Annotated in this window: 16 protein-coding genes; 7 read left to right on the top strand and 9 right to left on the bottom strand. The window is 58.6% G+C overall.

Annotation, left to right across the window (positions count from 1 at the left end; all coding sequences use genetic code 11):
- The first annotated feature begins 78 nt into the window (after window positions 1–78).
- The 5 genes from AC1DUP_RS34110 (at window position 79) to AC1DUP_RS34130 (ending at window position 7,072) form a co-directional block, all read left to right on the top strand.
- Window positions 79–675 carry a DJ-1/PfpI family protein gene (locus AC1DUP_RS34110; RefSeq protein WP_113296758.1) on the top strand — a complete coding sequence of 199 codons (597 nt, stop codon included), beginning with the start codon at window positions 79–81 and terminating at the stop codon, window positions 673–675.
- 123 nt (window positions 676–798) lie between these two features.
- The gene (locus AC1DUP_RS34115) at window positions 799–1,149 is read left to right on the top strand and encodes a ribbon-helix-helix domain-containing protein (protein ID WP_113296757.1); all 351 of its coding nucleotides are present in this window, start codon (window positions 799–801) and stop codon (window positions 1,147–1,149) included.
- Window positions 1,150–1,331: 182 nt separating this feature from the next.
- Window positions 1,332–2,462, top strand: coding sequence for a calcium:cation antiporter (locus tag AC1DUP_RS34120; RefSeq protein WP_113308307.1), 1,131 nt, complete (start codon window positions 1,332–1,334; stop codon window positions 2,460–2,462).
- Window positions 2,463–2,663: 201 nt separating this feature from the next.
- Window positions 2,664–3,860 carry an efflux RND transporter periplasmic adaptor subunit gene (locus AC1DUP_RS34125; RefSeq protein ID WP_113507022.1) on the top strand — a complete coding sequence of 399 codons (1,197 nt, stop codon included), beginning with the start codon at window positions 2,664–2,666 and terminating at the stop codon, window positions 3,858–3,860.
- A 41-nt stretch (window positions 3,861–3,901) separates the two neighbouring features.
- Complete coding sequence (locus tag AC1DUP_RS34130) at window positions 3,902–7,072, top strand: efflux RND transporter permease subunit (RefSeq protein ID WP_477836933.1); 3,171 nt, start codon at window positions 3,902–3,904, stop codon at window positions 7,070–7,072.
- 15 nt (window positions 7,073–7,087) lie between these two features.
- On the opposite strand, the gene AC1DUP_RS34135 is transcribed toward AC1DUP_RS34130, so the two are convergent.
- The 6 genes from AC1DUP_RS34135 to AC1DUP_RS34160 all read right to left on the bottom strand — a co-directional run bounded on the left by AC1DUP_RS34135 (window position 7,088) and on the right by AC1DUP_RS34160 (window position 12,683).
- The gene (locus AC1DUP_RS34135; RefSeq protein ID WP_113296753.1) at window positions 7,088–7,417 is read right to left on the bottom strand and encodes a hypothetical protein; all 330 of its coding nucleotides are present in this window, start codon (window positions 7,415–7,417) and stop codon (window positions 7,088–7,090) included.
- The gene (locus AC1DUP_RS34140; protein ID WP_113507020.1) at window positions 7,414–8,202 is read right to left on the bottom strand and encodes a DUF2092 domain-containing protein; all 789 of its coding nucleotides are present in this window, start codon (window positions 8,200–8,202) and stop codon (window positions 7,414–7,416) included. The genes AC1DUP_RS34135 and AC1DUP_RS34140 overlap by 4 nt, the downstream gene beginning before the upstream one ends.
- 155 nt (window positions 8,203–8,357) lie before the next feature.
- Window positions 8,358–9,158: a hypothetical protein gene (locus AC1DUP_RS34145; RefSeq protein ID WP_113507019.1), complete on the bottom strand. Its 801-nt coding sequence runs from the start codon at window positions 9,156–9,158 to the stop codon at window positions 8,358–8,360.
- Between the two features lie 534 nt (window positions 9,159–9,692).
- On the bottom strand, window positions 9,693–10,475 hold the full coding sequence (locus tag AC1DUP_RS34150; protein WP_113296750.1) for a FadR/GntR family transcriptional regulator: 783 nt from the start codon (window positions 10,473–10,475) through the stop codon (window positions 9,693–9,695).
- Between the two features lie 192 nt (window positions 10,476–10,667).
- Window positions 10,668–11,654, bottom strand: coding sequence for a substrate-binding domain-containing protein (locus AC1DUP_RS34155; RefSeq protein ID WP_113296749.1), 987 nt, complete (start codon window positions 11,652–11,654; stop codon window positions 10,668–10,670).
- Between the two features lie 48 nt (window positions 11,655–11,702).
- On the bottom strand, window positions 11,703–12,683 hold the full coding sequence (locus AC1DUP_RS34160) for an NAD-dependent epimerase/dehydratase family protein (protein WP_477836936.1): 981 nt from the start codon (window positions 12,681–12,683) through the stop codon (window positions 11,703–11,705).
- Between the two features lie 257 nt (window positions 12,684–12,940).
- Here AC1DUP_RS34160 and AC1DUP_RS34165 point away from each other — a divergent pair, with 257 nt between their 5' ends.
- The gene (locus AC1DUP_RS34165; RefSeq protein ID WP_113308313.1) at window positions 12,941–13,681 is read left to right on the top strand and encodes a sugar ABC transporter ATP-binding protein; all 741 of its coding nucleotides are present in this window, start codon (window positions 12,941–12,943) and stop codon (window positions 13,679–13,681) included.
- A 40-nt stretch (window positions 13,682–13,721) separates the two neighbouring features.
- Window positions 13,722–14,720 (top strand): ABC transporter permease, encoded by a 999-nt coding sequence (locus AC1DUP_RS34170; protein WP_113296746.1) that lies wholly within the window; start codon window positions 13,722–13,724, stop codon window positions 14,718–14,720.
- A 155-nt stretch (window positions 14,721–14,875) separates the two neighbouring features.
- Here AC1DUP_RS34170 and AC1DUP_RS34175 read toward each other — a convergent pair whose 3' ends face one another.
- From AC1DUP_RS34175 to AC1DUP_RS34185, 3 genes are all read right to left on the bottom strand, one after another.
- Window positions 14,876–15,229 carry an EF-hand domain-containing protein gene (locus AC1DUP_RS34175; RefSeq protein ID WP_115036221.1) on the bottom strand — a complete coding sequence of 118 codons (354 nt, stop codon included), beginning with the start codon at window positions 15,227–15,229 and terminating at the stop codon, window positions 14,876–14,878.
- A 17-nt stretch (window positions 15,230–15,246) separates the two neighbouring features.
- Entirely contained in the window at window positions 15,247–15,489 is a 243-nt protein-coding gene (locus tag AC1DUP_RS34180) for a glycine zipper 2TM domain-containing protein (protein WP_113296744.1), read from the bottom strand.
- Window positions 15,490–15,971: 482 nt separating this feature from the next.
- Window positions 15,972–16,087, bottom strand: a 116-nt coding sequence (locus AC1DUP_RS34185) for an integrase core domain-containing protein (protein ID WP_477832141.1), incomplete at its 5' end; no start/stop codon positions are given.

The raw sequence follows: 16,087 nt of genomic DNA on the forward strand, positions 1-16,087 counted from the left end.
CCGGCGTAGTATTCCCTTAATACCCGCGTCCGCGATCCTTTGTTAAAGTCCATCTGTTGGTTTTTACGGGAGGAAGACATGCCAGCGAGCAAGATCCTGATGATTACAGGCGATTTCACGGAAGATTACGAAACCATGGTGCCGTTTCAGACGCTGCTTGCCTGCGGCTATACGGTCCACGCCGTCTGCCCCGGCAAGACTGCCGGCCAGACGGTCGCCACCGCCATCCATGATTTCGAGGGCGACCAGACCTATTCGGAAAAGCGCGGTCATAACTTCGCGTTGAATGCCACCTTCGAAAGCGTGCGCGCCGAAGATTACGATGCCCTCGTTATTCCGGGCGGCCGTGCGCCGGAATATCTCCGCCTCAACCCCGAGGTCATCAAGGCTGTCAGGCATTTCTTCGATGCCAACAAGCCCGTCGCCGCAATCTGCCACGGTGCCCAGCTTCTGGCGGCTGCCGGTGTCCTCAAAGGTCGCACCTGCTCGGCCTATCCCGCCTGCCGCCCGGAAGTCGAGCTTGCCGGCGGCACCTATGCCGACATCGCCATCACCGATGCCGTTTCCGACGGCAATCTCGTCACCGCACCGGCCTGGCCGGCCCATCCTTCGTGGCTGCGTCAGTTCATGACGGTGCTCGATGCGGTAACGACCCTGGAGACCAACGCCGCCTAAAGCATGTCGCGCAAAAGTGCGCAGCGGTTTTGCGATAGCGACATGCAAAATCAAAACCTAAAGCGTGGCAAGCGAATCCGAAGGATCGCGACACGCTTTAGACGGACCGGCGGGAGGAATGTGATGTGTGAACTGTTCATCAAGGCCGATGCCCGGCTTTGGGAAAGCACCACCCGGTCGCTGCGGATCGACGGCATGGTCACCAGCGTGCGGCTGGAGAATTTCTTCTGGTCGAAGCTGGAAGAAATCGCCCGCCGCGACGGTATGAACGTGGTCCAGCTCATTACCCGGCTGCACCACGAGTCGATTGACGCCGGCCATGATCTCGGCAACTTCACCTCGTTCCTCCGCGTCTGCTGTGCCCGCTATCTGGACCTCCAACTTGCCGGCGACATCCCTGCAGACCTCTCTAGACCGATCGCTGGCCTCGACGCGCCACAAATTCTGGGGCGGGAGAAGCGGAAGTATCATTGAATTCGCCGGAAACGTGAGGCGATGATTTTTAGATAGCCGGAATGCCCCTCCGCGTGAGACAATCACTCTCGACCGCCGCCAAACCGCACCGCTCGGTTTGCCCGGGCGGGCGAAGGCGGAGAGGAAAATGGCAGCGATCGTGGTCGTGATGCTACGGTATTCCGTGGCCGGCAGTAGTTCCGATGACTGACAGCGCCGCATTTCGCACTACCAGCATGGCGGGTGCCATACGTGAGGAATGGTTCCTCGGCGTCAGCGTCGCGACCGGCCTGGTTTTCTTCGTCTTCTCCGGGCCAATCTTCGCGCGGCTTTCCGAGCCCCTCTGGTTTACCGTCATTTTTCTTTGGCTTTTTGCCGTTGTGCTGGGCTCCGCCATGTCGGTCGTTCGTCATGCCGATCATCTGGCCGAGCAGCTTCGGGAGCCCTACGGGACCCTCATCCTGACCCTCGCCATCACCTCGATCGAAGTGATGGCGATCTCAGCTGTCATGCTTCATGGGGAAAATAATCCGACGCTCGCACGCGACACGCTGTTTGCCGTGGTGATGATCATCCTGAACGGCATGGTAGGATTGTCGCTGCTGTCAGGCGCATGGCGCAGAGAGGATCAGCAGCACAATCTGCACGGCGCCAATACCTATCTCGGGGTCATCGTGCCGCTGGCGACCCTCAGCCTCGTCATGCCGACTTTTCTGACCGGTCCGGATGGTCCCCACCCCTCGACCCCGCGGCAGATGTTTCTCGGCATCGTCTCGATCGGCCTCTACAGTATATTTCTGCTCCTCCAGGCCGGCCGTCATCAGCGCTACTTCGCCGATGATGACCATCATGAGCACCATATAGTCGGCATACGGCACCATCGATCCGTGTGGCATCATGCTGTCCTGCTCCTCGTTTACATGGGGCCGGTCGTTTTCCTGGTCGAACAACTCGCCCGGCCGATCGACTACGTGATCGAAACCCTGCACGCACCGGCAGCACTCGGAGGTGTGGTCATGGCGGTGCTTGTCGCGACACCAGAGGCGATCAGTGCCGTGCGCGCCTCGATCGCGAACCACCTGCAGCGGGCCATCAACATCTTCCTCGGCTCGGTCCTGTCGACGATCGGCCTCACCGTGCCGGCCATGCTGGCAATAAGCCACCTTTACGGGCACCCGGTCACGCTAGGGCTTCAGGGTCCCGATCTTGTCATGTTCGTGCTGACGCTTGCTGTCAGCATCATCACCTTTTCAAGTGGCCGCACCAATCTCATGCAGGGCGCAGTTCACCTGATGCTGTTCGTGGCTTACGTGCTGCTCATTACTCAGCAGTGAGCACAAAATCTGCGAACTAAGCCGTTACCGGGATTACGCGGCCACCAATCATTTAGGCACAGCTAAATTGCGTGCCGGGAACTATTGCAATTCCGAACAATCCCGCGACATAGTATCGCATGCCTGATATCCGGCGACTTATGGGGGTCGCCGCCAAGGCACGCATGAGACCGGGGCACACAGATCGTCGGGGCAGCAGCAATGCATGAGGGATTGCATCGGGGCCTGCAAATTTTCGTATCACTCATCGGCATGGGAGCACTCGCTGCCTGCGATGGAAGCAGCAATACGTATGTTCCGCCGCCGCCGCCCGCCGTCCGCGTTGCGCAGCCAGTCCAGCAGCCGATCACCCTCTATTTCGAACTGACGGGCAATACTGCGGCGCTGAATTCGGTTGATATCGAAGCGCGCGTCCAGGGCTACCTTCAATCGATCGACTATCAGGACGGTACGACGGTGACGAAGGGCACCAAGCTCTTCGGCATCGAGCGCGATACCTATCAGGCGCAGCTCGATCAGGCGAAAGCATCGCTCGCCTCGCAACAGGCGTCCCAGGTCGGGGCCAAGCAGGAATATGACCGGCAGCTCAACCTTCTGAAGCAGCAGGTCACCACGCAAACCGCCGTCGACAGCGCCAAGGCCACGCTCGACGAAGCAAACGCTTCCATCCTCAATGCCCAGGCCAATCTCGAGCTTGCGACAATCAATCTCGGCTATACCGAAGTGCTTGCGCCCTTCGACGGCACTGTGACCAATCACCTCGTCGATATCGGCACGCTCGTCGGCGTCTCGGGTCCGACCAAGCTTGCCAGCATCGTTCAGACAGACCCGATCTATGCCTATTTCAACGTCAGCGAAACACAGGTGCTGATGATCAAGGATATGCTGAGAAAGCAGGGACGCACGTTCAAGCAGACGGATCTACCCAGCATCCCTGCCGAGCTCGGCTTGCAATCCGAGGAAGGCTATCCCCACAAAGGGCATCTCGATTACGTCTCGCCCCAGCTCGATGCGTCCACCGGCACGCTTCAGGTGCGGGCTTTGTTCGACAATAAGGACAAAGTCATGCTCCCCGGCCTCTTCGTTCGCGTTCGCGTGCCCGTCGAGCAGAACAATAAAGCACTGCTCGTGCGCGACGACGCGATCGCCACCAACCAGCTCGGCAGCTACCTGCTCGTCCTCGGCAAGGAGGATATGATCGAGCAGAAACAGGTCAAGACGGGCCAGCGCGAAGGCGCCCTCCGCGTCATCGAGTCCGGTATTCAGCCAGCTGACTGGGTTGTGATCCAGGGCATCCAGCAGGCCATCCCCGGCAGCAAGGTTGCGCCTGAGAAAATCGATATGAATGCACAGCCGGCGCAAGCCAGCACCGATGCAAAGGCCATGACGACGCAGTAAATCCGCCACCACGCTTCATCTGAACGTCCAAGGACAACAGCATGATCTCGCGCTTTTTCATCGAACGGCCGGTGCTCGCCAATGTTCTGGCATTGGTCTTTGTTCTCATCGGCGCGGTGGCTCTCTTCCAACTGCCGGTGGCGCAATATCCGAATGTCGTTCCGCCGACCGTGCAGGTCACGACGCGGTTTCCGGGCGCCAGCGCCAAGACGCTTGTCGACACGGTTGCCCTGCCGATCGAGCAGCAGGTCAACGGCGTCCAGGATATGCTCTATATGCAGTCCACGAGCGCAAGTGACGGGACCTATTCGCTGACTGTCACCTTCGCCATCGGCACCGATCCCGACCAGGCGCAGGTCCTTGTGCAGAACCGGGTCGCCATCGCCATGTCGTCGCTGCCGCAATCGGTGCAGGTCCAGGGCGTCACCACTCAGAAGAAATCGACGTCAATCCTCGGCTTCGTCACCCTGACGTCGTCCGAAACCCAATATGACAGCCTCTACCTCTCAAACTATGCCGTCATCAACCTGCAGAACGAACTTGCCCGTCTGCCGGGAGTCGGCAACGTCACGGTTTTCGGCGCAGGCCAATATGCCATGCGCATCTGGATGGATCCGAACTTGCTGCAGGCGCGTGGCCTGACGCCGCAGGATGTCGTCAACGTCGTGCAGCAGCAGAGCCAGGAGGTCACGGCCGGTCAGCTCGGCATTCCTCCAGTCCCTCAGGGGCAGACCTTTCAGTACACGCTCAACGTCAACGGCCGCCTGAATGACGCTGTCGACTATGAGAATATCATCGTTAAAGTAGATGGCGCAGATGGCGGCCGGGTGACGCGGATTCGCGATATCGGCCGGGTCGAGCTCGGCGCCCAGACTTATAGCCAGTCCTTCATGCAGAATGGCCGCCCGGCCGCCGGCATTGGTATCTTCCAGTTGCCCGAGGCAAACGCCATTGCGGTCGCGCAGGCGGTCAGAACGAAGATGGAGGAATTGTCGAAGAGCTTCCCGCAAGGGCTCCAATATCAGATGCCCTTTGATACGACGAAGTTCGTCAATGCCTCGATCGACGAAGTCTATGTGACGCTGATCGAGGCCGGCGTTCTCGTTCTCATCGTCATCCTTCTGTTCCTGCAGGACTGGCGGGCGATGCTCGTACCGGCAACGACGGTTCCCGTCACCATCATCGGCGCTTTTGCCGCGATGGCGGCGATGGGCTTCACGGTCAATCTGTCCACGCTGTTTGCGATCGTTCTCGCCATCGGCATCGTCGTCGATGACGCGATCGTCATTGTCGAAGGGGTCGCCCGACACATCGAGGCCGGCATGTCCGGCCGCAAGGCAGCCGAGAAGGCAATGGATGAGCTGCTGGGCCCGGTCATCGGCATTACCCTGGTATTGATGGCCGTGTTCATTCCGGCTGCTTTCCTGCCGGGGCTTACGGGTCAACTCTACCGGCAATTCGCGCTCGTCATTGCCGCCACGGCACTGATCAGCGCCATCAACGCCGTGACGCTGAAACCGACGCAATGCGCCCTTTGGCTGCGCACGCCTGTACCTCCCGAGAAAAGAAACTTCATCTATCGTGGCTTCAACAGGGTCTACGATTGGGGCGAACGCGGCTATGTCAGGCTGATCGGCGCCATGACGCGCCACGCCGCCATCATGGTCCTTCTGGCGCTAGCACTGATGGCAGGCGCCATCTGGGGGCTGACCCGCATACCGACCGCGTTTCTGCCGATCGAAGATCAAGGCTATGTGCTGATCGGTGCCCAACTGCCCGATGGCGCATCCAAGGAACGGACCGACGCCGTCATCGCCGAGGTCGGCAAGATCGCTCAACAGACGCCTGGCGTCGATCAGGTCCTGACAATCAGCGGCGTATCGGTTCTCGATAACAATGCCAGCCTCCAGAATGCCGGCGTTGCTTATGTCGTGCTGAAGGACTGGGACGAGCGGCTCAAAGTGAAGGGACAGGATCTCCTGTCGATCTACGAACATCTGAATGGCGCCCTGGAGAGTGTCCTGGTTGCCAAGACCCTGGTCATCGTACCGCCTCCGATCCAGGGCGTCGGCAATGCCAGCGGCTTCACGATGCAGGTGGAACTCAAGAACGGTGTTTCCGATTACGCCCTGCTGCAGTCGCTGGCCGATACGATCGTGAAAAACGGTGAAGCCCAATCATCGCTGCAGAGACTCAGTACGCCGTTCCGTTCCAACGTGCCGCAACTTGAGGTCTCCGTGGACCGAATCAAGGCGGAGACGCTGGGTATCACGGTCGGCCAGGTCTTCTCCGCTTTGTCAGGCTATGTCGGATCGAGCTATGTCACGCAGTTCAACAAGTTTGGCCGCACCTTCCAGGTCTATGCCCAGGCATCCTCCGAATTCCGCGTCAGCCAGGACGATATCCGCAATCTGAAGGTCAAAGCCGGCGATGGCACCATGGTGCCGCTCGGAACCGTCGTCGATATCAAGGCCATGCAAGGCCCATCGTTGATCAGCCTCTACAATCTGTACCCGACCGCAACGATCGTTGGCGGCCCTGCTGCCGGCTTCAGCTCGGGTCAGGCGCTCGACGTCATGCAACAGGTCGCCGACAGCACTTTGCCGCCCGGCACTGGCTATGAATGGACAGCACTCTCCTACCAGGAGAAAATTGTCGGCGGGCAGATCTACTACATCTTCGCGCTTGCCATGCTGCTCGTCTATTTCGTGCTTGCGGGACAGTATGAAAGCTGGATCCTGCCCTTTGCGGTGCTGCTCGCCGTGCCGCTTGCCCTGCTCGGCACCGTCGGGGCGTTAACGGCAGCGGGCGTCGCCAACAACCTCTACACCCAGATCGGCCTGATCCTGCTGATCGCGCTCGCATCGAAGAATGCCATTCTGATCGTCGAATATGCGCGGGAAAAGCGGGCGGGAGGCATGGAGATAATGGATGCGGCAGTCGAAGCGGCGCGCTTGCGTTTCCGCCCGATCCTCATGACATCCTTCGCCTTCATCCTCGGCGTTTTGCCGCTCGTTCTGGCGACGGGTGCCGGCGCATCCGCCCGCAAATCGATCGGCATATCGGTCTTCAGCGGCATGATCGCATCGACCTGCCTTGCCGTGCTGTTCGTCCCGTCCTTCTACGTCGTGCTGCAGCGCCTCGAAGAGTTCAGAAGGCGCCGCAGCACCAAAGACCCGGCGGTCGTAGATGCGGAGATGAAGGTGCAATAGGATTGCATTAAGAGCCTATTGCACGATTACCTGCACATAAACGCCGCCGCTCTTGGCATAGTACAGGCCACCGCAGCGGTAATAATAGCCACCATAGTAGGGACCATAAAGGCAGCCGGGCGGCAGAACCGCGATCGTTGTTGCCGTTCGCCGGACAACCCGGCGCGTCGTCCGGCGGGCAACGCCGGCATAGGATAGCGGTGTCAAGGGACGGCCGATGACAGCCCCCGCCGGTGTGGCGAAGCCGATCGAAAACGGCAGCGGACCTTCTCCCTCTACGCGAAAATCGGCAAAAATCATCCCGCCGGCAAGGCAAAAGGCGAAAAAGAGCTTACTGAAGGTCATTTCATCTCTCCTGTAACTGCAGGCGCCGGAAGCTCATCGATCGATTGGAGTTCGCTCAGATCGACGGTTTTGGCATTGGCCGGGATCTCGATGTTGTAGGAAGTGGAGGCAACCTCTGCCCCGGTTTTGAAGTCGCTGATCTCAAGCGTGTATTGCGGCGCCTGGACGACGTGTTTGCTGGTGATCACATAGCGTCGCGGTATCGGCTGCGACCCCGTCTGTATCCAGATCTGCCAGTCGAGTTCCGGCGTGCGAAAGGTGAGATATTCGCATTCCACGCCATCGACGAAGGCGCTGGAAATGTGCTTTGACTCGGTCACATCGGACATCAATATGTCGTTGACATGAGATGACAGAAGATCGGCGCCAGGCGCTTCGACGCCTGCATCGGCAAGCCGGTCGATCAGATCATCGAGCGAACCCTTGCCGTCGATCTTCGCATAGGCATCGAGGTTCTTGCCATGCACGGTCAGTACCGAACCGTCAAAGCTGACGTCGATATCGGCAAAGCCCCCGGTTCTTGTGACGCGCAGTTTGTCAGGCCGGGTAATATTGGCCGTACCCGAACTGACGAACTGCAGCTTCTCGAAATCCGGTGTCACGGCTTCTAGCGATGATTGATAGCTGAAGGATATCGTTTTCTGCGCCACGAGGAAATCGGACATGGCCTTAAGAAGATCTTTGGCATCATCCGCCCACGCATGGGTCGGCAGGACGAGGCCGGCGGCAACGGTGGAATAGGTCAGTATTCGTTTCAATCGCGATAGATGAGAAGTCGATGACATGGCAATTGCCTTTCGCTTGTGTCGTCATTGAATTCATCGAATGCGGGGATTTCGGATCGCGCTGCAACGATCGAAGAATGGTGGTGCGGACCTGTCAGCGGAATGCCTGACGGTTCAGGCATTCCCAGCGAACCCGTATGCGTATTGGAAAGCCGCTACAGTCCCGAGGTCAGCACCCTGTGACAGGCTGGCGATACACGCTGCAGATTATCCCGCAGGCACGAGATGACCCGCCCTCCGCCGACCGGCACCATCCGGCAAAATGCCCGAAAGTCCGGTCCGCAGGTCTCGCGCACGATCATCACTTCCTCGCGCGGAGAGAAGACGGGCATGGCCGCCGGTCGGGTCGCCGGCGGTGCGGCAGCCGTGGCAGCACCTGCACCGGCTGCGGGCGCACCCGCTGCATTAATGGCCGCAACCGCCTGCTGGCAGGGCGCCGACAGACGGGCACTATGCTGCTGCAGGCAGGAGAGCGCCGCCGCACCGCCGGGGGTGACGCCGGAGCATTGCGCCATGAAATCGGAGCGGCAGGCCGATTTGATGGCATCGCGCTGCGCCTCGGTTGGTTGAGCCGCCGTCTGAGTGCCGGCTGCCGGGGCCGGCGTCGCCGCACCTGTCGTGACAGGCGCAGTTTGAGATGGCTCTGCGGATGTCGATTTCGGTTTGGTGCCAATCGCCGACACCGCCTTACGACAAGCAGCGGAGAGGGTGGAATCGTGTTGCTGCAGGCAATTCAGTGCCTCCATGCCCCCCGGCTGCACGCCAGAGCATTGTGCGATGAAATCGGATCGGCAGGCTGATCTGATCGCGCTTTTCTGCTCGTCGGTGGGCGCCTGCGCGACTGCGATCCCGGCGAAAAGACTGGCCGCGCAGACGACACTGAGCGCCGATAATCCGAAGATCAGATGACGCCTCCAGCGTCGCTCCGCTCTTAGAGAAGATGCACATTCTCGCATTGTTCCCCTCCCTGGAAAGCTCATCGATTTACGGCATGAAAACAAATACCCCAGCTGAATGAGACAGCAGGACCTCGAAAGGTCGATGAAGGTCGCTAAACGGAAATTGTGGAACGTCCACTCGCCTTTAAATTTAGCACATTCGAATTTTATAGACTAGGCTCGAATATCCCGGCAAGGATTAGCGCACTATGCTTATGGCTTAGCGGTGGGATGCATTCTTCACAGCTGGCAGGCGACAAGAACATCAGCTATCTATGCTTTGTAGAAGCTTGTCTCTGTTTGAAGTAACCTCCAGCTCACTGGAAACGCCGCCAGAATCTCATGGCCCATTGCTGCCTAGGCATCCGAAAATTTTGCAAAAGCAGACGCGCGCCTCTGACCGGGTGCTAAATCATCGCTCTGCTGCCAACAAAGAAGTCCGCTCTTGGCCGGCCTACCTTTTTGGCTTCTAATGCGGGCTTTGCGCTATTCGCTGGCGAAGATACGCCAGCGGAACTGGCGGCCGCTTCCTCGGCCGGCAAAATGCAACTTCTATCGTGACCACCGCGCTATGATTTGATCGGTATTTGCCAGCACCTTGCGGACTGCGTTGCGCGCCATGTTAGGTCGCTGCAATCGGATGCTTTTCTCAATATTCTCATGAAGTTTCAGCGCATACTGCAAATTGTCTTCCTCCCGGGTGACATGGGCGAAGAGCTGGTTCAGAGCCGATTCGATCAAGACGCCGAGCGGCACCAACAGATCATTTCCGGAGGCGCGCAAGATTGCGATGTGAAATCGCGCATCGGATTCTGTGCGCTGCTGGAGTGATGTCGCCTGATCCATGTCATGCAGGGCCTGACTGATCGCGCTCATCTGCTCCTCCGTTCGGCGCTCGGCAGCAAGTGCTGTCGCCTCCGGCTCGATCATATGCCTGAGTTCCTGCACGGCCCTCAGAAACGATTCACGATCGGGAGATGCGGCGTACCAGCCCAATACATCCCGATCCAGCAGGTTCCAACGTTCCTTGGGTTCGACCCAACTACCGATTTTCGGGCGGGAAGACAGCAGGCCTTTTGCCATCAGCATCTTGATTGCTTCGCGCACCGCCGATCGGCTGACTTCGAAGACTTCCGACCACTTTGCCTCATTCGGCAGGATCGTGCCCGGCGGATAGTCGCCGCGCACGATTCGCAGGCCGATCTCGCCTGCCAAAGACACATGAACACTCGCCCCGGTCATGCGGGGAGCATTTGGGCGCCTTGCGGTGGCCGAACGGTCAACCGTCACCACCTCGGCCGGAGCCGTCAGCTTTCCCGATTTTTTGTCAGGCATCTTTTCTACTGCCTCAGCATTCTTCGATTGTCTGCACGTACCATCAAAACAATCGTAATAACGAGGAAGTCGCCTGCGATTGACCCCGCCAGAAAGCGCGGAATCTAGGTCGCGTCAAGCCCTGCAGATCTTTCGATCCGTCTCGTGGAGGCAGTCGGCGCACCCTTGTATCAGGTGCGCCAAACCGCGAGCCTACTTTTGAATGCAGGTATCGACTGTGTCCTTCGTGCACTCATCGAGCCCAGTGAAAACAGGATCTTCAACCGGCTTGCCGGCAATCAGATCCATCATCACCGAAGGTGCCTTGTAGCCCATCTCGAATGGCCGTTGGCCGACGAGCGCAGTCACCAGGCCTTCCTTCGCAATAGCGACCTCGTCGCCGATAGTGTCGGCGGCACCAATGACGAAATCGTTGCTGGCGATCTTGTCGGCCATCGGCTTGAACAGATCGCGATAGGGTTGCGGCGCGCCGAACAAAGGCCAGCCACCCATAATGCCGAATGCATCCAGGTCGGTATTGGCCGCAAGGATATCGGTCATTGCCTGCACGCCCTTGGCACCGTCGTCATTGGTAAATACCGGGCAGCCTGCGACTTCCGTCCAGCCGCCCTCGCCTTTCAGCGCGGTCAGACCTTTCTGGCCGGTGAGCGTGTCTCGCATACCTTGCGCGCGGCGCAGAATATTGTCCGCTCCCGGATTGCCTTCGATCGTGCAGATCTTACCGCCACTCGGCTTGGCCTTCTTGATGTATTCGCCGATGCGTGCGCCCATCAGATAGTTGTCGGTCCCGAGATAGGTCTTGCGCAGCGCGGCATCCTCGGCTGCAAGATCGGCATCGAGCGTCATCACCGGAACCGTCGGATTGGCTGTCTTCAGGGTCTGGGCGATGAGCTTTGCATTCGACGGCGAAATTGCGATTGCCGCCGTGTCTGCCTTGCCCAACATATCCTGAACAATCTGTGCTTCGCCGGCTTCATCGGATGTCGATGCCGGACCGGTGTAGAAGCACTCGTATTCCGCAGTGGGGTTCTCCTTGTTCCATTTCTGGCAACCCTGGTTGATTGCTTCGAAGAACGGATTGTCGAGGCCCTTGACGACGATGACGAGTTGCTTCTTGGCCAGGGCCTGCCCGGCGGTTAGTGCTAAGACTGCGGCTGTAAGTAATAATGCCTTCCTCATAGTTTCCTCCCTTGAAACAGACGGGCACCACGTGCCCGCCACACGACATCAACCCGGATACCAAACGATACGAGGCTCCTCCTCCGAACGCTCGTATTGCCATGCCGAGTCGATAAGCATTTCGAGATTATAGTTTGGCCGCCAACCCAGAAGGTATTTCGCCTTGCTGTTGTCCATCCAATTGGAATGGAACCGGCTTGGTATCTCGACAGAGCCGAGATTTCGCGTGCGCGACAGGTAGGCGGCAACTTCAGCATAATCGACGGGTAGATCCATGCAGATATTGAAGAGTTGCCGCTCGGCCCGAGGGTTGTCGATTGCCGCCAATATTGCCGACGCCAGGTCATCGACATGCACGAAATTGCGTTTCAGCGGACGGCCGTCGGCATCGAGCAACAGCGGCACCGTCCCCATGGCCGCATAACGCCGCGCCGCTTCCTCAGGAACGAGTGTCTTCCAGTCTGGACCGCCAAAGAGGTCGTCACCAAAAGAAAGCGTATATTTAAAATCATCCTTTTCCATGATCCAGGGCGCGCGCAGACAACAACCATTGAGGCCGTACTGAATGCCGAACTGCTCCAGCATGACCTCTTCCAGGACCTTGGAGAGCGCGTAGCTTCCTGGATAGGCACAGTGAGGAGCGTTCTCGGTGATCGGCCCATTGTGGCGATAGTGGAAATGCCCTATGCCCGCATCGCCGCCGATCAGAATGAACTGGCGTGCCGTGACGCTCGCGCGGAACTCTTCAAGCAGCCAAAAGAGACCTTTGACGGTAACGTCCATGATGTCTTCAGGCGTTTCCTTGCATGTGGCGAGATGCACGACATGGGTAACGTCATGGAGCGCCGCTGCCACAACATCGCGGTCGGCGATCGAGCCTCGGATGACGGCGACACGGTCGGTTTCATCGCACAAACGATTATGACAAAGCGCGCGAATACGGGCTTTGGAAAACCTCGGATCGTCAAGCAGCCCAGCAATGAAGTGCCGCCCGACCTTGCCCGTCGCACCGGTAACAAGGATCAGCATGCTCTCTCTCCCCCACTGAAAGCTAATATTCAGGCGCTGCCCGCGTCAAATGATATTTGTCTGACAAAACAGATTTTTGCGACAATAGACCCAATACCTCGGACAATCTGTTGACGCTGTCGCAGGGTTTTGCGTAAATGCTCATAATCGCTTTTCCCGGGAGGACGTTGGAAAAGCGAATTCGCTGGAGCCGCGCGTCGAAAACAAGTCGGGTTCGGAGCGACGGATAGCTGCAGGTTTTGGGAGGCCGGAGGCTGGTGGCGGTTCTTGAACTCACCAATATTTCCAAACATTTCGGCGCCATCCAGGCCGTCAACGATGTTTCGTTTTCACTCGAAGCTGGGCAAGTGGTCGGCCTCATGGGCGATAACGGCGCTGGCAAATCCACATTGGTGAAGATGATCGCCGGCAACTTTCGACCGAGCCATGGAACCATGCGCCTCGACGGCGCCGATCTCGTGCTTCATCGGCCGAAGGAGGCACGCCAGCATGGCATCGAGATCGTTCATCAGGATCTGGCGCTCTGCAACAATCTTACGGCGGCAGCAAATGTGTTCCTCGGACGAGAATTGCGCCGCGGCATATGGCCTCTTCGCATCCTCGACTACAAGACCATGTACAAGCGCGCCGGAGAAATTTTCCGCGAACTCAAATCCGAAACGCGACCGCGCGATCTCGTCAAGCAAATGTCAGGGGGCCAGCGGCAAGCGGTAGCGATCGCCCGCACCATGCTGTCGGAAGCGAAAATCGTCTTGATGGACGAGCCGACGGCAGCCATTTCCGTGCGTCAGGTCGCTGAGGTTCTCAATCTGATCCGTCAGTTGCGTGACCGCGGTATCGTCGTTGTCCTGATCAGCCACCGCATGCCCGACGTCTTTTCGGTTGCCGACCGCGTGATCGTGATGCGGCGGGGCAGAAAGGTCGCTGACAAGCAGATTGCGGCAAGTTCGCCGGAGGAAGTGACGGGGCTTATTACCGGCGCCATCGAACAGGTGTGATCGATGCTATCCGTTGCAACAAAAACGAAGAAGGTCGACGATGGCGATTACACTTGACCAGACGATCGGACAGAAGCAACGGAGCTGGCTTGCAGCAGTCTTGGGCGGCCAGACATTCTGGGTTCTGATTGCGGTCATTCTCGCCTGCATTTTTCTGTCGATGGCGACGGACTCCTTTGCGACAGCGAAGAACATCTACAACATCACCCGCAACGTCACCTTCGTCGCAATTATCGCGCTGGGCATGACGCTGGTCATTATCACCGGCGGCATCGACCTGTCCGTTGGCTCCGTGCTGTGCCTGTGCAGCATGGTGCTGGCGGTCGTCATGCACGCGGGATACAGCATTGAAGTCGGTATCACCGCTTCGATCGGTACTGCTCTTTTGGTCGGAGCTTTCAACGGCGTATTGATTGCCTATCTTGGCTTCCCGCCTTTCGTCGTCACGCTCGGGATGCTGTCGATTGCGCGCAGCCTGGCGATGGTGGCATCCAACAACACCGTCGTTTTCGAGTTCGGGCCCGATCACGACAAGCTACTAGCGCTGGGCGGTGGCGCCTGGTTTTTTGGCATCGCCAACCCGGTGCTTTACATGGTCGTGTTGGCACTCATTACCGGTTTCGTGCTGCGCTGGACCAAGTTCGGCCGCTATGTCTTTGCCATCGGCGGCAATGAGCACGCCGCGACTCTCACGGGCGTTCCCGTGCCGAGGATCAAGGTTATCGTATATATGATTTCTGCCCTGTCGGCGGGGGTTGCCGGCATCATTCAAACCGGCTGGCTCGGCGCCGTCACCACAAACATCGGCGCCGGGATGGAACTTCAGGTCATTGCCGCTGCGGTTATCGGCGGCGCCAACCTGGCTGGCGGCGTCGGCACTGCCTTTGGTGCGTTGATCGGCGCCGCACTCATCGAGATTATCCGGAACAGTCTTGGTTTGCTCGGCATCAACGCGTTCTGGCAAGGTAGTTTTATCGGCGGCGCAATTGTGCTTGCCGTCCTCTTCGACCGAATTCGCAACCTGCGACGCGATGAGTAGGCAAACCCTGTCCCACATCTTCGAGCCTCACGAGACCGGCATGATGAACTATGTGCGGGCCGCCTCAGTGAAGCCTGCCGGACGAACGCACCTGGCCGTCGTTACCGCATAGAGGCGAGCGGAACACACTTGCCTTGGCGCTTGGGCCGTTTTTGTTACTGCAGGCTCCCGTCGCCGCCGCGGTCGGCAGCCTTGAAGTCAGCCATCACCCTATTCAGGAACTCGCTCTGGCTGACCTTGCCGTCACCGTTGGCGTCGGTGGCGGAGAATTGTTGGACAGTCAGAACTTGGGTAACTTCGTCAGAGTTCAGGCTGCCGTCCTTGTTCTTGTCCAGACCAGCGAAGGCCGACGTCATGAAGGCTTGATATTCAGATCGGTCGACCGCCCCATTCTTGTCACGATCGAGCCGGTCCATTTGGCCCTGGTTCATAGCTATCGGCTGATTCTGCGCATCGGCCGCAATGGCGGTAAAGAAAACGAACCCCGTCAGCAGGACTACTCTTTTCATAATTCCGACCTTTCGCGTCAATGACATGTCAACGCACTGCCACCCGCAGCGCCCAGCGTGGCGCCGCCGCCGACAGCCCAGAGCTGCCCTGTCCCCGAGCCAATGGTCGCGCCAAGCAATCCGCCGACGACCGCGCCGCCGACCGTACCGGCGATGCAGCCGAACTCGTTACTGCGTCCTCCCTGGGACGTCGAAGCAGATTGGCAGCCAGACAAGGCAAGGCAGCCTAAGAGAGTGAGACTTATCGTGTACGTGTTCATTTTTTCCTCCAGTATATCCGTGCACGTTTAAGACAAACATGCGGAGGCACCGTTGAGTGGCGGCGGTTGAAAGCAAGCTTCTGAGTAAGTGTCTCACGCGCGAGAGATTCTCTGCTGATCAGAGGCAACTCACAGACGAAACATGCAAAGCGCGCGCCAAAGCTGCAACGATACTACAGAATACTACCACCGCGACCGATTGAAGACAACACCTGCACTTATCTCCACCGCTGATGTCCTGCCGAGGCGAGAACAGATCGCTCGTTCAGCGCATCCCGGACCGGATACGGTCCCCTCCTTTAAGCGATCGTCGGTCCGCCTTAACCGTGAAGCCGGCGCAACGGCTCGCCAAACCGATCTTCGCTCGGTTAGGCTTTTAGTTCGGCCGCCGGTTTTTACGGCAGATCGACCTTTTGCCCGCTCCTTATGTCGGTGGCGAGCATCTGTCCCTGGAGTGCCCCCCATTTCGCCGGACAGATCAGCTATTGAGACAATGCTTTGATGAACTCCCTTGGGGAGGCCATTTTCAGCGCTGAGTGTGGGTGGATTTCATTATAGTCTTCGATCCATCCGTCGATCTTCCGGAGGGCTGTTGCGG

The sequence above is a fragment of the Rhizobium sp. 01L419 genome (assembly GCF_056400025.1).